At 33.7% G+C, this 14,384-nt stretch carries 13 protein-coding genes and 2 tRNA genes; 8 read left to right on the top strand and 7 right to left on the bottom strand.

Annotation, left to right across the window (positions count from 1 at the left end; translation table 11 throughout):
- Positions 1 to 88 precede the first annotated feature (88 nt).
- The 3 genes from thrC (at position 89) to M0M57_RS11450 (ending at position 3,619) form a co-directional block, all read left to right on the top strand.
- The gene (thrC, locus tag M0M57_RS11460; protein ID WP_248433162.1) at positions 89 to 1,378 is read left to right on the top strand and encodes a threonine synthase; all 1,290 of its coding nucleotides are present in this window, start codon (positions 89 to 91) and stop codon (positions 1,376 to 1,378) included.
- Between the two features lie 112 nt (positions 1,379 to 1,490).
- A complete protein-coding gene (locus tag M0M57_RS11455) occupies positions 1,491 to 3,209 on the top strand; it encodes a PAS domain-containing sensor histidine kinase (RefSeq protein WP_248433161.1) in 1,719 nt (572 codons plus the stop codon).
- The gene (locus M0M57_RS11450) at positions 3,209 to 3,619 is read left to right on the top strand and encodes a response regulator (RefSeq protein ID WP_248433160.1); all 411 of its coding nucleotides are present in this window, start codon (positions 3,209 to 3,211) and stop codon (positions 3,617 to 3,619) included. Before M0M57_RS11455 ends, M0M57_RS11450 begins: the two co-directional genes overlap by 1 nt.
- Before the next feature lie 57 nt (positions 3,620 to 3,676).
- Here M0M57_RS11450 and rpsT read toward each other — a convergent pair whose 3' ends face one another.
- The 4 genes from rpsT to proS all read right to left on the bottom strand — a co-directional run bounded on the left by rpsT (position 3,677) and on the right by proS (position 5,824).
- Positions 3,677 to 3,928, bottom strand: a complete 252-nt coding sequence (gene rpsT, locus M0M57_RS11445) for a 30S ribosomal protein S20 (protein ID WP_248433159.1) — start codon at positions 3,926 to 3,928, stop codon at positions 3,677 to 3,679.
- A 152-nt stretch (positions 3,929 to 4,080) separates the two neighbouring features.
- Positions 4,081 to 4,152, bottom strand: a tRNA-Glu gene (locus M0M57_RS11440).
- A gap of 45 nt (positions 4,153 to 4,197) precedes the next feature.
- Positions 4,198 to 4,269 (bottom strand) — tRNA-Glu (locus tag M0M57_RS11435).
- A gap of 76 nt (positions 4,270 to 4,345) precedes the next feature.
- Entirely contained in the window at positions 4,346 to 5,824 is a 1,479-nt protein-coding gene (proS, locus tag M0M57_RS11430; protein ID WP_248433158.1) for a proline--tRNA ligase, read from the bottom strand.
- 99 nt (positions 5,825 to 5,923) lie between these two features.
- Here proS and M0M57_RS11425 point away from each other — a divergent pair, with 99 nt between their 5' ends.
- From M0M57_RS11425 to M0M57_RS11405, 5 genes are all read left to right on the top strand, one after another.
- Positions 5,924 to 6,934: a hypothetical protein gene (locus tag M0M57_RS11425; RefSeq protein ID WP_248433157.1), complete on the top strand. Its 1,011-nt coding sequence runs from the start codon at positions 5,924 to 5,926 to the stop codon at positions 6,932 to 6,934.
- Between the two features lie 78 nt (positions 6,935 to 7,012).
- Complete coding sequence (locus tag M0M57_RS11420; RefSeq protein WP_248433156.1) at positions 7,013 to 8,533, top strand: OmpP1/FadL family transporter; 1,521 nt, start codon at positions 7,013 to 7,015, stop codon at positions 8,531 to 8,533.
- 123 nt (positions 8,534 to 8,656) lie between these two features.
- Positions 8,657 to 9,964 carry a 30S ribosomal protein S12 methylthiotransferase RimO gene (rimO, locus tag M0M57_RS11415; protein WP_248433155.1) on the top strand — a complete coding sequence of 436 codons (1,308 nt, stop codon included), beginning with the start codon at positions 8,657 to 8,659 and terminating at the stop codon, positions 9,962 to 9,964.
- Positions 9,965 to 9,968: 4 nt separating this feature from the next.
- Complete coding sequence (locus tag M0M57_RS11410; RefSeq protein ID WP_248433154.1) at positions 9,969 to 10,406, top strand: hypothetical protein; 438 nt, start codon at positions 9,969 to 9,971, stop codon at positions 10,404 to 10,406.
- A 95-nt stretch (positions 10,407 to 10,501) separates the two neighbouring features.
- On the top strand, positions 10,502 to 10,738 hold the full coding sequence (locus M0M57_RS11405; protein WP_248433153.1) for a YdcH family protein: 237 nt from the start codon (positions 10,502 to 10,504) through the stop codon (positions 10,736 to 10,738).
- Between the two features lie 57 nt (positions 10,739 to 10,795).
- On the opposite strand, the gene M0M57_RS11400 is transcribed toward M0M57_RS11405, so the two are convergent.
- The 3 genes from M0M57_RS11400 to M0M57_RS11390 all read right to left on the bottom strand — a co-directional run bounded on the left by M0M57_RS11400 (position 10,796) and on the right by M0M57_RS11390 (position 14,331).
- Positions 10,796 to 12,337, bottom strand: a complete 1,542-nt coding sequence (locus M0M57_RS11400) for an acyl-CoA carboxylase subunit beta (RefSeq protein WP_248433152.1) — start codon at positions 12,335 to 12,337, stop codon at positions 10,796 to 10,798.
- A 2-nt stretch (positions 12,338 to 12,339) separates the two neighbouring features.
- Positions 12,340 to 13,782: an acetyl-CoA carboxylase biotin carboxylase subunit gene (locus M0M57_RS11395; RefSeq protein WP_248436752.1), complete on the bottom strand. Its 1,443-nt coding sequence runs from the start codon at positions 13,780 to 13,782 to the stop codon at positions 12,340 to 12,342.
- 63 nt (positions 13,783 to 13,845) lie between these two features.
- Entirely contained in the window at positions 13,846 to 14,331 is a 486-nt protein-coding gene (locus M0M57_RS11390) for an acetyl-CoA carboxylase biotin carboxyl carrier protein subunit (RefSeq protein WP_248433151.1), read from the bottom strand.
- Positions 14,332 to 14,384 lie beyond the last annotated feature (53 nt).

Here is a 14,384-nt window from a genome sequence, read left to right as displayed (position 1 = left end):
TTATAACTTTCTGTGAAGATTAAAAGTTTTATTTTACTTTTACGAAACTGTTATAATGATTTTATACCATAAAAAATAATCTTTTTCGATGCACTATAAAAGCTTAAATCAAATTGCTCCATCCGTTTCTTTTGAAGAAGCTGTTGTTTTTGGACTTGCTCCAGACAAAGGTTTATATTTTCCTGAAGAAATAAAATCGCTTCCTATTTCATTTTTTGAAAAAATTGAAACATTAAGTAACGTAGAAATTGCGTTTGAAACAATCAAACAATTTGTTGGAAACGAAATTCCTGAAGACGATTTAAAACAAATTCTTACTGAAACGCTAAATTTCGATTTTCCTTTATCTAAAATTGAAGAAAATATTTTTTCATTAGAATTATACCACGGACCAACCATGGCTTTTAAAGATGTTGGTGCACGTTTCATGGCGAGGTGTTTGGCTTACTTTAATAAAAAAAATCCATCACAAAAAAATACGATTTTGGTTGCCACTTCTGGTGATACCGGCGGAGCAGTCGCAAGTGGATTTTTAGGAGTAAGTAATGTTGAAGTTGTTATTTTATATCCAAGCGGAAAAGTAAGCGACATTCAAGAACGACAATTAACCACACTTGGTCAAAATATTACCGCATTAGAAGTTGATGGCGTTTTTGATGATTGCCAAGACATGGTAAAAAAAGCGTTCTTAGATGACGATTTAGCTCATAAAAATTTAACTTCCGCAAATTCCATCAATGTGGCTAGATGGTTACCGCAAATGTTTTACTTCTTTTTTGCTTATAAAGAGCTGAAAAAACATAACAAACCACTAATTATTTCTGTTCCGAGTGGGAATTTTGGAAATATTTGTGCCGGTATTTTAGCAAAAAAAATAGGTTTACCTATTCAACATTTTGTTGCTTCAACGAATGAAAATGATACTGTTCCCCGATTTATGACAAATGGAGTTTATTCTCCACAACCTTCCAAAGCAACTTTATCCAATGCAATGGATGTTGGAAATCCGAGTAATTTTATCCGAATACAAGAATTATATCAACATGATTTATCGGCTTTTAAAAATGACTTTTCATCCTATCGTTTTTCAGATGAAGAAACTATTGCCATCATGAAAAAAATACATGCTGAATTCAATTATATTGCAGAACCTCATGGTGCAGTAGGTTATTTGGGATTAAAAAAAGAATTAACCAATAATCCAAATTGCATTGGAGTGTTTTTAGAAACGGCACATCCTATTAAATTTTCGGATATTGTTGAATCTACTTTAGACCTAAAATTACCAATTCCGAAACAGATTAAAAGCGTTATAAACAAAGAAAAAAAGAGTATAAAAATCAAATCCTACGATGATTTAAAAGATTTTTTAAACTGATTCAAATTCCAAAACAACTAAATACCACATCTTTTATGATACAAATTCAACAAACAAAACGGCATTACCTTTTCAATGTAAAAAAAGAGAATAATTTTTTTATATTTGAGTAATGAAAAGTAAATCAAATATCATCTCTTTTGTTTTTATCATTGCTTCGCTTTTTTTAGCTATCGTTATGCATTTGATATTGAGAGGAAGTTTTAAAAATGATTTTCACAGTTTAATTACTTTTCATTTTATTAAAGATGTAAGTTTTATTGTCGCTGCCGGATTACTTATTCGATTTGTAATTGCCCGAAACGATAGAAGAAACATTTCTATTTTAGAGCAACTTCAAACCATTAACAGTGAAATTAAAGATTCCAATGAACGATATGATATTGTAGCAAAAGCAACCAGTGATACCATTTGGGATTGGAAAATTCAAGAAGATGAATTTGTCTGGAATAAAGGAATTCATGGAGTTTTTGGTTATAAAAAGGAAGATGTAGGCACAACTTCGAGCTGGTGGTTTGACAGAATTCATCCTGAAGACAGTTTAAAAATGTCTGTCAAACTATATTCTTTTCTGGAACAAAAAACAGAACGATGGCAAGATGAATACCGTTTTAAATGTGCAGACGGAAGTTACAAATATGTTTTTGACAGAGGATTTTTAGTAAAAGATTTAGATGGAAAGGCCATCCGAATGATTGGAGCAATTCAGGACGTTACCAAACAAAAAGAGGAAGAACAACGTCTAAAACTTCTTGAAACAGTAATTACACAAACTAAAGAAGCCGTTGTTATTACAGATACCGATACTTCAAAAAATCCAATTCCAAACATCATATTCGTGAATCCGGCTTTTACAAAAATGACCGGCTATAAAGGAAATGAAGTAATAGGCAAATCTCCAATTATGTTTACCGGTACAAAATCGGATATGGTTGAATTGGAAAAACTTTCCACAGCCATAAAAAATTATAAAGAATGTTTTATTGAAACGCTCAGTTATAAGAAAAATGGAGATGAATATTGGGTGAATTTTTCAATGATTCCGGTTACAAACAAAGAAGGAGAACATTCGCATTGGATTTCTATTCAACGTGATGTTACGAAAGAGAAAAATCAGGAACGCGAAAGAGAGCAGCTTATTCGTGAATTGACTCAGAATAATAAAGATTTAAAACAATTTTCTTATATCACTTCACACAACTTTAGAGCACCACTTTCAAACCTAACCGGTCTTTTGCATTTATTAGAAGATGTTCCCATAGAAAACGAAGAATTGCAGGAAATTTTAAACGGATTTAAACGCTCTACTCATCTTTTGAATGAAACAATTGAAGATTTGGTAAAAGTGGTTATTATCAAAGATAACCCTTCCATACTAAAAGAAGATATTTCAATCAAAGAAATCTTTGAAAACGTATTCTTTCAACTCAATAATCAAATTACACTCTTCAAGCCAACTATAAAATTTGATATTGATGATACACTTTCAATTCATATCAACAAAGCCTATATGGAAAGCATCATATTAAATTTAATGTCCAATGCTTTAAAATATCGTTCAAAAGATAAACCACCAAAGATTTTAATTAAAGCTGTGGAGAAAGAAAATTTCGTAAATTTGATTATCAAAGACAACGGAATCGGAATTGACTTAGATAAAAATGGAGATAAAATATTTGGCCTCTATCAACGATTCCACAATTATCCGGATAGCAAAGGATTAGGATTGTATCTTGTGAAGTCTCAAATTGAAGCTATGGGAGGCTCTATTGAAGTTGAAAGTCAGGTTGGAAAAGGAACCCAATTTACACTAACATTTAAAAAAGAATAATGTTGAAAAATATACTGTGCGTAGATGATGACCCAATTACTTTAATGCTCTGCCAAAAAGTGATTAAAAAAGCTGAATTTAGCGAAAATGTTATGTTTGCTAACAATGGTCAAGAAGCTTTTGAATTATTTCAATCATTAGTTGGTCAAAAACAAAATGATAACGATATTCAATTACCTCAACTGATTTTTTTGGATTTGAATATGCCTGTGATGAATGGTTGGGAATTTCTTGATCTATTTAAAAATTCCAATTCAAATGAATTTTCGCAAACAAAAGTAATTATCCTATCGTCAACAATTGACCCGGCAGACTACAACAAAGCGAAACAATATGATGTTGTTTCTCACTTTTTATCAAAACCAATAACGGTAGAAATGCTTGAAAATTTAAAACCAATATATTCTTAAAACAAAAAAAGCTTTCCAAATGGAAAGCTTTTTTAGTATTATATAACTTGTAACTAATTATAACTTAGCAACGTGCTTAGTTAATTTTGATTTTAAGTTTGAAGCTTTATTATCATGAATGATATTTTTCTTAGCTAATTTATCAATCATAGAGATTACAGCAGATAATTTTCCGGCTGCATCAGATTTTTCAGTTGCTAATCTTAATGCTTTGATTGCATTACGAGTAGTTTTATGTTGATATCTGTTTAATACTCTTTTCTTTTCGTTGCTTCTGATTCTTTTTAAAGCTGACTTATGATTTGCCATTTTCTTTTAATTTTAGATGTAATAATTTATAAATACTAGTTAAAAAAGAAAAACCTCCCACATTCGCCTAGGCAAACACTTTGGTTTTAACTAACAAAATAAAAATCGAGACACCAACTTTTATTTTATAAAACTAATTTACAACTAATTTGTAGTCCGTAGGGGAATCGAACCCCTGTTACCAGGATGAAAACCTGGCGTCCTAACCCCTAGACGAACGGACCATTGATTCCTCTAGTTTAAGCTTTTCAATCTATACTTTGAACTTGTAGCCCGTGGGGGAATCGAACCCCCCTTACCAGGATGAAAACCTGGCGTCCTAACCGATAGACGAACGGGCCAATTGCTAATTGCGAGTGCAAAAATACAACTATTTTTTATACTCGCAATAGTTATAAATTATTTTTTTAATTTTTTTTAATAAGCCTTTGCAAAAAGCACTCTTCCAACTGATGGTTTCCCACTAAACATGCAGACTCCGGCCTCTTCTACTCTATCCAAAGGAATACAACGAATTGTTGCTTTGGTTAGCTCTTTAATTTTTTCTTCGGTTTCCGGAGTTCCATCCCAATGAGCCGCAAAAAAACCAGCTTTAGAATCTAATAATTCTTTGAATTCTTCAAAACTATTTACCTCAGTAATGTGACTATTTCTATACTCTAATGCTTTGGTAAACATGCTATTCTGAATTGTTTCTAATAAATTCAGGATGTATGTTTCAATACCATCTTTTGCAACAACTTCTTTGGTTAACGTATCTCTTCTAGCCACTTCAAAAGTACCATTTTCCAAATCATTTGGACCAATTGCAATTCGAACAGGCACACCTTTTAATTCATATTCATTGAATTTAAATCCCGGTTTATGCGTCGTTCTGTTATCAAATTTGACAGAAATTTTTAATTTGCGTAAAGCCGAAACTAATTTATCAACTTCAGCTGTAATTGCTTCAAGTTGTTCGTCTGATTTATAAATTGGAACAATTACTACTTGAATTGGAGCCAAATTTGGAGGTAAAACCAAACCATTATCATCAGAATGTGTCATAACTAACGCACCCATTAATCGAGTTGACACACCCCACGAAGTTCCCCACACATGTTCTTGTTTTCCTTCTGAAGTAGCAAATTTTACATCAAATGCTTTGGCAAAATTTTGACCCAAAAAGTGTGAAGTTCCTGCTTGAAGAGCTTTCCCGTCTTGCATCAACGCTTCAATACAATAGGTTTCAACAGCACCGGCAAATCGTTCTGATTCAGTTTTCACACCTTTTACAACCGGAATTGCCATGAAATTTTCGGCAAATTCAGCATACACATTCATCATTTTTACAGATTCTTCAATGGCTTCTGCTTGTGTTGCATGAGCTGTATGACCTTCTTGCCATAAAAATTCTGCTGTACGCAAAAATAAACGGGTTCTCATTTCCCATCTCACCACATTTGCCCACTGATTAATCAACAATGGTAAATCTCTGTAGGATTGAATCCAATTTTTATAAGTACTCCAAATAATCGCTTCACTGGTTGGACGAACAATTAATTCTTCCTCCAATTTTGCATTTGGATCAACCATTAATTTTCCTTTATTATCAGGATCATTTTTTAAACGATAATGCGTCACTATGGCACATTCTTTGGCAAATCCTTCGGCATTTTTTTCCTCTGCTTCAAACATACTTTTGGGTACAAAAAGAGGAAAATAGGCATTTGAATGTCCAGTTTCTTTGAACATTCTATCTAATTCTGCTTGCATTTTTTCCCAAATAGCATACCCATAGGGCTTAATAACCATGCAGCCTCTAACACCTGAATTTTCGGCTAAATCGGCTTTGACAACAAGTTCATTGTACCACTTTGAATAATCTTCGGATCTTTTAGTAAGGTTTTTGCTCATTTTGAATAATTTGGCATAAAAATTGTTTAACTAAATTTAACTAAATAGTTCGGCAAAACTAACTATTTTTGTAATAACAACAATAAAAATGCTACGATTATGAAAACTAATTTTTACCTCAGCTCAAATAATATTACCCGCTTAGTTTTATTCTTTTCGGGAATGTTGTTGGTTTCTTGTGGTTCCTATCAAAATTCCTCGTATTATGACAATGATGGCGTTTACAGGGGTTCTAATGGAAACAGACAAGTTGCATCCAACAATGCAGAACAAAATAATACCAATCAAGCGTATCAAAATTATTTTAAATCAAAACAATTAAATGCCGAAGAAGAAGTTTTTACCGATGTTGAAAATTATTCTTCAGTAGATGATTCAACTGTAACTTCTGAAAGAAATTATGATTCTTATGCCGCTTGGGGTTCAAATCCTTCCTCTGTAACTGTTAATGTTTATGACAATAATTGGGGTTGGAATTATTGGAACAATTGGTATGGGCCAGGAATGGGCTGGGGCTGGAACAATTGGTACGGCGGAGGCTGGGGTTGGAATGTTGGTTGGGGTTGGAACAATTGGTATGGACCAGGTTGGGGCTGGGGATGGAACAATTGGTACGGCCCTGGATGGGGACATGGCTGGTACGGTCATGGCTGGAACAACGGCTATTATGGAAACAATTATGCCCACACTCGTGGTAGAAGAACAGGTGGATATTACGGAAATGACTACAGTGGAAGATATAACAGTAGAAACTCCTATACAACAAATGGAAGAAATTCAACAAGAAATAATATTGGAACAAGAAATTCATCCACACGTTCTAATCAATTTTCTACAAGAAACTCTACAAGAGCAAATCAATACAACTCAAATAATGTTGGCACGAGAAACCAAAATAATAGTAGTGTAAGAAATAGTTCAACACGCTCAAATAATAATTCTACCCCTTCACCAAGTGTTAGAAACCAAGCACCAACTAGAAGCTCATCTACACCAACCTACTCAGGTTCAAGATCGAATTCAGGTGGTTCATTTGGAGGTGGTCGTTCATCAGGTGGAGGTGGCGGAGGTCGTTCATCCGGTGGCGGAGGCGGACGAGGCAGAGGTTAATCGAAAAAAAATAATCAAAAATACCTATGTTAAATCTTATCATTTTACATGGGTATTTTTATGAAAAAATAAAAAAACATGAAAAAGATTTTTATTACTTCAAGTTTACTATTTGCAAGCTTTGTTTCATTTTCACAAGAAATAACACCTAATGAAGGCTTGCGATATGCAATTGATAACTTAACAGGGTCTGCTCGCTTTAGAGCAATGAGTGGAGCTTTTGGTGCCGTTGGTGGGGATTTATCAGCCATCAATGTAAATCCAGCCGGTTCAGCTTTATTTAATTTTAATCAAGCAACCATTTCACTTAGTAATTTCAACATTAGAAACAGTTCTACCTATTTTGGAACAAATACCATTGAAAACGATCATGATTTAGATATCAATCAAGCCGGTGCTGTTTTTGTTTTTAAAAATAATAATTCGTCAAGCGGATGGAATAAGATTAGTTTTGCATTGAACTACGAAAATAATTCTAATTTTGATAATCAGTTTTACACTCGTGGTGTAAATCCAAACAACTCCATCGATGGGTATTTTTTACGATTTGCTAATGGATTGCCTAGTGAAGGTGGTATATTTTTAGAAGTTCTTGAAAATGCCTTTTTTGATCAATTAAGTTTCATTGATCAACAAGCATTTTTAGGATATAATGCCTATATCTTTAATCCTGTTGAAGATGTTTTTAATAATACTTTGTATGTTTCAAATGTTCCAACTAACGGCAATTATTCTCAGGAAAATTACACTGTTGCAACTGGTTATAATGGAAAACTTACCGGAAACATTGCAACATCATTTAAAGATAGACTTTTTATCGGACTTAATTTGAATGCTCACTTTACAGATTTAACTAACACGATTTCCATTTACGAAGGCTATAACAACAATTCATCTTCAGGACTTCGTTCTGTTCAATTTGATACTGAAACTTATACATACGGTGGTGGATTTTCTTTTAGTGTTGGTGCAATTGGAAAAATAACTGAAAGTTTACGATTAGGTTTGTCCTACGAATCACCTACTTGGTATAATTTGAATGACGAAGTTAGACAAAGAACGATCGCTTATTGTGCGGACTGTGATCCCGATTTTAATCCCGTTATTTTTAATCCAAATGTAATTATGGTTTTTGAATCGTATAAAATTCAAACACCAAGTAAATTAACAGGAAGTTTTGCTTATGTTTTTGGTGAAAAAGCGTTGATTAGTGTAGATTATGCGATGAAAGATTACAGCAACACAACTTTTAGACCAAGAAGTGATGATCATTTAGAATCTCTAAACAACTTTATGACTGATAATTTAGATACAGCAGCCGAAATTAGAGTGGGTGGAGAAATTAAGCACAAAAAATGGAGTTTTAGAGGTGGTTATCGTTTTGAAGAAAGTCCATACAAAGTTGATATTGCCATGGGAGACCTAACCGGTTATTCTGGCGGAATTGGTTTCGATTTTGGCATTTCAAGATTAGATGTAGCCTATGCCTATAGTAGAAGAAAAATGAATTTTGATTTAATTAGTTCGGGTTTGAGTGATGCTTCAAGATTAACAGCCATCAATAATAATGTAACGTTGAGTTATACAATAAAATTCTAATTGATAAAGAATAATTACAAAAACCATTTACGTAATGTGAATGGTTTTTTTATTTAATTCGATTAATCACAAATAAAACCGTAATTTTGCATCCCTTTTAAGATTAAAAAAGAGAATAAAACAATGAGAACCAAATCGTTAAAGAAAAATAAAATCAACGTTATCACCTTAGGATGTTCTAAAAACGTGTATGACAGCGAAGTGCTAATGGGGCAACTAAAAGCCAGCGGAAAAGATGTTGTTCATGAGCAAGAAGGAAATATTGTGGTAATTAACACCTGTGGTTTTATTGATAATGCAAAAGCTGAGTCGGTAAACACGATTTTGGAATATGTTGAAAAGAAAAAACAGGGAGTTGTAGATAAAGTTTTTGTAACCGGATGCTTATCAGAACGATACAAACCGGATTTGGAAAAAGAAATTCCGAACGTAGATCAGTATTTCGGCACAACCGATTTACCAATTTTACTAAAAGCATTAGGAGCCGATTACAAACATGAATTGTTAGGAGAACGATTAACCACAACGCCAAAAAACTTTGCGTATTTAAAAATTGCCGAAGGGTGCGACCGTCCGTGTAGTTTTTGTGCCATTCCATTAATGCGTGGAAAACACGTTTCTCAACCTATTAAAAAATTGGTTAAAGAAGCAGAAGGTCTAGCAAAAAACGGTGTAAAGGAATTAATCTTAATTGCTCAAGATTTAACCTATTACGGTTTAGATTTATATAAAAAACGAAACTTAGCCGAACTTTTAGAAAATTTAGTTAAAATTGAAGGAATTGAATGGATTCGTCTTCACTACGCCTTCCCTACCGGATTTCCGATGGATGTATTGGAATTAATGAAAAACGAACCAAAAATTTGTAATTATATTGATATTCCGCTACAACATATTTCTGATAACATTCTGAAATCGATGCGACGTGGAACTACTCAAGAAAAAACAACCAAACTTTTAAAAGAATTCAGAGAAGCTGTTCCCGGAATAGCTATCAGAACCACTTTGATTGTTGGATATCCTGGTGAAAAGGAAGAAGATTTTCAAATTTTGAAAAATTGGGTGGAAGAAATGCGTTTTGAACGTTTAGGCTGTTTTGCCTATTCGCATGAAGAAAACACACACGCCTATTTATTGGAAGACGATGTTCCTGCCGAAGTGAAACAACAACGTGCTGCTGAAATCATGGATATTCAATCTCAAATTTCATGGGATTTGAATCAGGAGAAAATTGGTCATACTTTCAAATGTATCATCGACAGAAAAGAAGGACCTTATTTTGTGGGAAGAACAGAATTTGACAGCCCTGATGTGGATAATGAAGTATTAATTGATGCTTCAAAATTTTACTTAAAAGTGGGCGATTTTAGTATGATAAAAATTATTGACGCTACCGAATTTGATTTGTACGGTGAACCTTTAAATACTTAGAATTATGAAAAAAATTATTTTAATACTATTCCTAATCGGATTTATTTTGCCTTCTACTGCTCAAATGAATAGAGGAATGAACCGCAGTGGAGGCCTAAATGATATGTCGAGATATAGCAAAGGAGATCCACAAAGAGAAAAAAAAGATCCGGTAATAGAAACGATGAAATACTTAAAAGAAGAACTTTCGCTAGATAGTTTTCAAGAAGCTGCCGTTAAAAGTTATCTTTTAGAAAACATTGCAGAAAGCGAGAAAGCGAATGCTATTCTGATTAATCCTGAAGATAAAAAAACAAAATTTGAAGAACTAAGAAAAACGTTTGATGAAAAAACTAAAAGCATTTTAAGGCCAGATCAAATAGAAAAATTTACTAAACTTTCTGAAGATGCTAAAGGAAACAAAAAATCAAAAAAGAAGAAGAAAAAAGAAGAGGAAAATTAATTCCTCTTTTTTTATGAACTGACAAATGTCATTAAATAGTTGCTTTTTAGTGAGTAATTTAGAGGTATGATTTATTAACTAAACAATCTTTACTCATGATTAGCAAACATCCTATACTTCAAGAATTTCCTGAATATTCAGAAAAAATTAAAGATTTATATCATCACAATGTAGAGTTTCAGGTTTTATTAGCTTCTTATCATTCTCTAGATAATGAAATTTTTGAAATTGAAAAAGGTGAAATTCCACTTAACGATGATGAATTAACCCACAAAAGAAAAGATCGTGTTTTTTTAAAAGATGAAATTTATGCTTATCTCCAAAAAAACTAAAAAAAGTCAGGAAGAAAATAAATCTTCCTGACTTTTTAAAAATTTTATTTCAATTTTCTACAAGGGAATATTACCATGTTTACGTTTTGGCAATTCTACTTCTTTGTGTTCGAGCATGCTAAAGGCTTTGAGTAATTTTTTACGTGTTTCGTTCGGCAAAATTACTTCATCAATAAAACCGCGTTGAGCTGCACGATAAGGAGTAGCAAATTTTTCAGCATATTCTGATTCTTTTTCAATCAATTTTGCCGCCGGATCTTTAGCTTCGGCAATTTCTTTTTTAAAGATAATTTCACTGGCTCCTTTTGCTCCCATTACGGCAATTTCGGCGGTTGGCCAAGCAAAATTCATATCGGCTCCGATGTGTTTGGAATTCATTACATCATACGCACCACCGTATGCTTTACGAGTAATCACGGTTACTCTTGGAACTGTTGCTTCGCTTAAAGCGTATAATAATTTTGCTCCGTGACGAATGATTCCTGTCCATTCTTGATCGGTTCCGGGTAAAAATCCGGGAACATCAACCAAAACCAATAATGGAATATTAAAGCAATCGCAAAAACGTGTAAATCGAGCCGCTTTTACGGAACTGTTTACATCTAAAACTCCTGCTAAATATAGCGGCTGATTAGCAACAATTCCAATACTTCTTCCTCCCAAACGAGCAAAACCAACAATGATATTTTCGGCATAATTTTTATGAATTTCAAAGAAAGAATCTTCGTCAATTATTCCTTGAATAACTTCGTGCATATCATACGGCTTGTTTGGATTATCCGGAATAACATTCATCAATTGTTCCCGAATTTCATCATTCAAAACAAATGGAATTTTAGGCGTTTTTTCTTTATTGCTTTGTGGTAAATAACTCAATAATTTTTTCACATCTTCCAAACATTCTATATCATTGGCTGAAGTGGTGTGAGCTACTCCTGATTTAGTTGAATGTGTACTTGCTCCGCCTAATTCTTCGGATGTAACGGTTTCATTGGTTACAGTTTTCACAACATTCGGACCTGTAACAAACATATAACTGGTGTTTTCTACCATCATTGTAAAATCAGTCATTGCAGGAGAATAAACAGCTCCACCGGCACATGGTCCCATAATCGCTGAAATCTGCGGGATGATTCCACTCGATTTTACATTACGAAAAAAGATATCGGCATAACCACCAAGCGAACGAACTCCTTCTTGAATTCTCGCTCCACCGGAATCATTCAACCCAATCATTGGTGCTCCTGTTTTGAGTGCCATGTCCATTACTTTGCATATTTTTTCGGCATGTGTTTCAGATAAAGCACCACCAAAAACAGTAAAATCTTGTGCAAAAACAAATACTAATCTTCCGTTAACAGTACCATAACCGGTGATTACTCCATCTCCATAATACTGTTCGTTTTCCATACCGAAATCGGTGGTTCGGTGTGTGACTAACGCATCAATTTCTTCAAAAGAACCTTCGTCCATTAAATAATTTACCCGTTCACGAGCGGTTAATTTTTTCTTAGCATGTTGTGTTTCAATTCTCTTTTTTCCGCCACCTAATTGGGCTTCTGCTAATTTATCTTGTAATCCTTTTATCTTATTTTCCATGCTTATTGAATTGGTAAACGAACAATTTTTTGGTCTTCAAGGTATTGTTTTAAGGCAATTAGAGCGGCAATTTCAGCTTCTTTACTATGTTGTTCATTCAATTTATCAGTATCATAATAATTTTTGACAAAATGAGTATCAAAATTTCCGGAACGGAATGCTTCATGTTCACAAACTAATTTTCCAAAAGGTAAAGTGGTTTGAACTCCATGCACTTTATAATTATCTATCGCATAAATCATTTTTTGAATGGCTTCTGAACGTGTTTCTCCGTAGGTAATTAATTTGGCTAACATAGGATCATAATAAATTGGAACATCCATTCCTTGTTCATAGCCATTATCCACACGAATTCCTTCGCCTTCAGGCAATTCATATTCTTCTAAGTGTCCAACACTAGGTAAAAAATCATTCAAAGTATCTTCTGCATACACTCTCAATTCCAGTGCATGACCTTTTATCTGCAAATCTTCCTGTTTGATTGATAAAACTTCACCTCTAGCAACACGAATTTGCATTTCGACCAAATCAACTCCTGTAATTAATTCCGTTACCGGATGCTCCACCTGCAAACGAGTATTCATTTCCAGAAAGTAAAAATTATGATTTTCATCTAACAAAAATTCAACTGTTCCGGCTCCAAGATAATCGCATGATTTGGCTACTAAAACAGCTGCTTCTCCCATTTTTTTTCGCAATTCCGGTGTCAACACAACTGAAGGAGCTTCTTCCACTACTTTTTGATGACGACGTTGAATGCTACATTCTCTTTCAAATAAATACAAAATATTTCCGTGAGCATCGGCCATAATTTGAATTTCGATATGACGAGGCGAGGCTACATATTTTTCAATAAATACAGAACCATCACCAAAAGCAGAGGTAGCTTCGCTGATAGCTCGATTCATTTGCGATTCAAAATCGGCTTCTTTTTCAACTACTCGCATTCCTTTTCCTCCACCTCCGGCAGAAGCTTTGATTAAAATTGGGAAACCAATTTTTGCGGCTACTTCTTTTGCTTTTCCAACATCGGTAATTGCTTTATCATAACCGGGAACCATCGGAATATCATAGGCTTTCACCGCTTCTTTTGCGGCTAATTTGCTTCCCATGATGTGAATGGCTTTTGATTTTGGTCCGATAAAAATGATGTTATTTTTTTCTGCTTCTTCAGCAAAAGCAGCATTTTCACTTAAAAATCCGTATCCGGGATGAATTGCATCAACACCTAATGATTTGGCAACTTCGATGATTTTACTTCCCAATAAATACGATTGATTGGAAGGTGATTCGCCAATCCAAACTGCTTCATCAGCAAATTTTACATGTGGAGCATTTCTATCAATAGTGGAATATACTGCAACTGTTTTTATCCCCATTTTTTGAGCGGTTTTCATTACTCGAATGGCAATTTCTCCCCGATTGGCAACTAGTATTTTTGTTATTTTTTTTATCATTATTTTACTAATTTTTCCATCCAGCTGAAGCTAGATACTATTAATATGACTCTATTCAAACTCAATCAGCAATTGTCCTTTATCCACCGCATCACCTTTAGCAACAGCAATCGATTTGATAATTCCATCTCGTGGCGATGAAAAACTATTTTCCATTTTCATCGCTTCTAAAATGAGTAAATTATCCCCTTGCTTCACTTCTTGACCAACCAAAACGTTTATTTCTAAAATTAATCCCGGCATAGGAGCTTTAATGGCATTGATTTGTTTGGTTTTACCTACTTCGAACCCCATTTCTTTAATCAAAATGTCTAATTCATTGGCTATTTCGATTGTGTAAGAATTCTGATTAACTTCGACAGTATAAGTCTTTTTAAGAAAATCGGATTCTGTAATTGTTGCAGAAAATGGCTTGTGATTGTGGAGAATGTGAAATTCTGAAGATGATGTAACTATCGCATCTAATTGAGAAAGATCTTGTTCTGTTTTTTCAAAGGTTTCACTTTGATTGACCGAAAGTCTGAATTTTTGATTCATACGTGTATTTTTGAATGAGGTAAAAATACACATTTATAACGTTTTCGTAAAGG

This window comes from Flavobacterium azooxidireducens (assembly GCF_023195775.1).
Classification (GTDB): Bacteria; Bacteroidota; Bacteroidia; order Flavobacteriales; family Flavobacteriaceae; genus Flavobacterium; species Flavobacterium azooxidireducens.
Note: the sequence above shows the minus strand (reverse complement) of the source record. Positions and strands in the feature narration are given on the sequence as shown.

Coding starts and splice junctions, on each gene's coding strand:
- rpsT (WP_248433159.1), bottom strand. CDS start 3,928: ATGGCAAATCATAAGTCAGCTTTAAAAAGAATCAGAAGCAACGAAAAG.
- M0M57_RS11420 (WP_248433156.1), top strand. CDS start 7,013: ATGAAAAAGATTTTTATTACTTCAAGTTTACTATTTGCAAGCTTTGTT.
- M0M57_RS11390 (WP_248433151.1), bottom strand. CDS start 14,331: ATGAATCAAAAATTCAGACTTTCGGTCAATCAAAGTGAAACCTTTGAA.
- rimO (WP_248433155.1), top strand. CDS start 8,657: ATGAGAACCAAATCGTTAAAGAAAAATAAAATCAACGTTATCACCTTA.
- M0M57_RS11400 (WP_248433152.1), bottom strand. CDS start 12,337: ATGGAAAATAAGATAAAAGGATTACAAGATAAATTAGCAGAAGCCCAA.
- thrC (WP_248433162.1), top strand. CDS start 89: ATGCACTATAAAAGCTTAAATCAAATTGCTCCATCCGTTTCTTTTGAA.
- M0M57_RS11455 (WP_248433161.1), top strand. CDS start 1,491: ATGAAAAGTAAATCAAATATCATCTCTTTTGTTTTTATCATTGCTTCG.
- M0M57_RS11450 (WP_248433160.1), top strand. CDS start 3,209: ATGTTGAAAAATATACTGTGCGTAGATGATGACCCAATTACTTTAATG.
- proS (WP_248433158.1), bottom strand. CDS start 5,824: ATGAGCAAAAACCTTACTAAAAGATCCGAAGATTATTCAAAGTGGTAC.
- M0M57_RS11405 (WP_248433153.1), top strand. CDS start 10,502: ATGATTAGCAAACATCCTATACTTCAAGAATTTCCTGAATATTCAGAA.
- M0M57_RS11410 (WP_248433154.1), top strand. CDS start 9,969: ATGAAAAAAATTATTTTAATACTATTCCTAATCGGATTTATTTTGCCT.
- M0M57_RS11425 (WP_248433157.1), top strand. CDS start 5,924: ATGAAAACTAATTTTTACCTCAGCTCAAATAATATTACCCGCTTAGTT.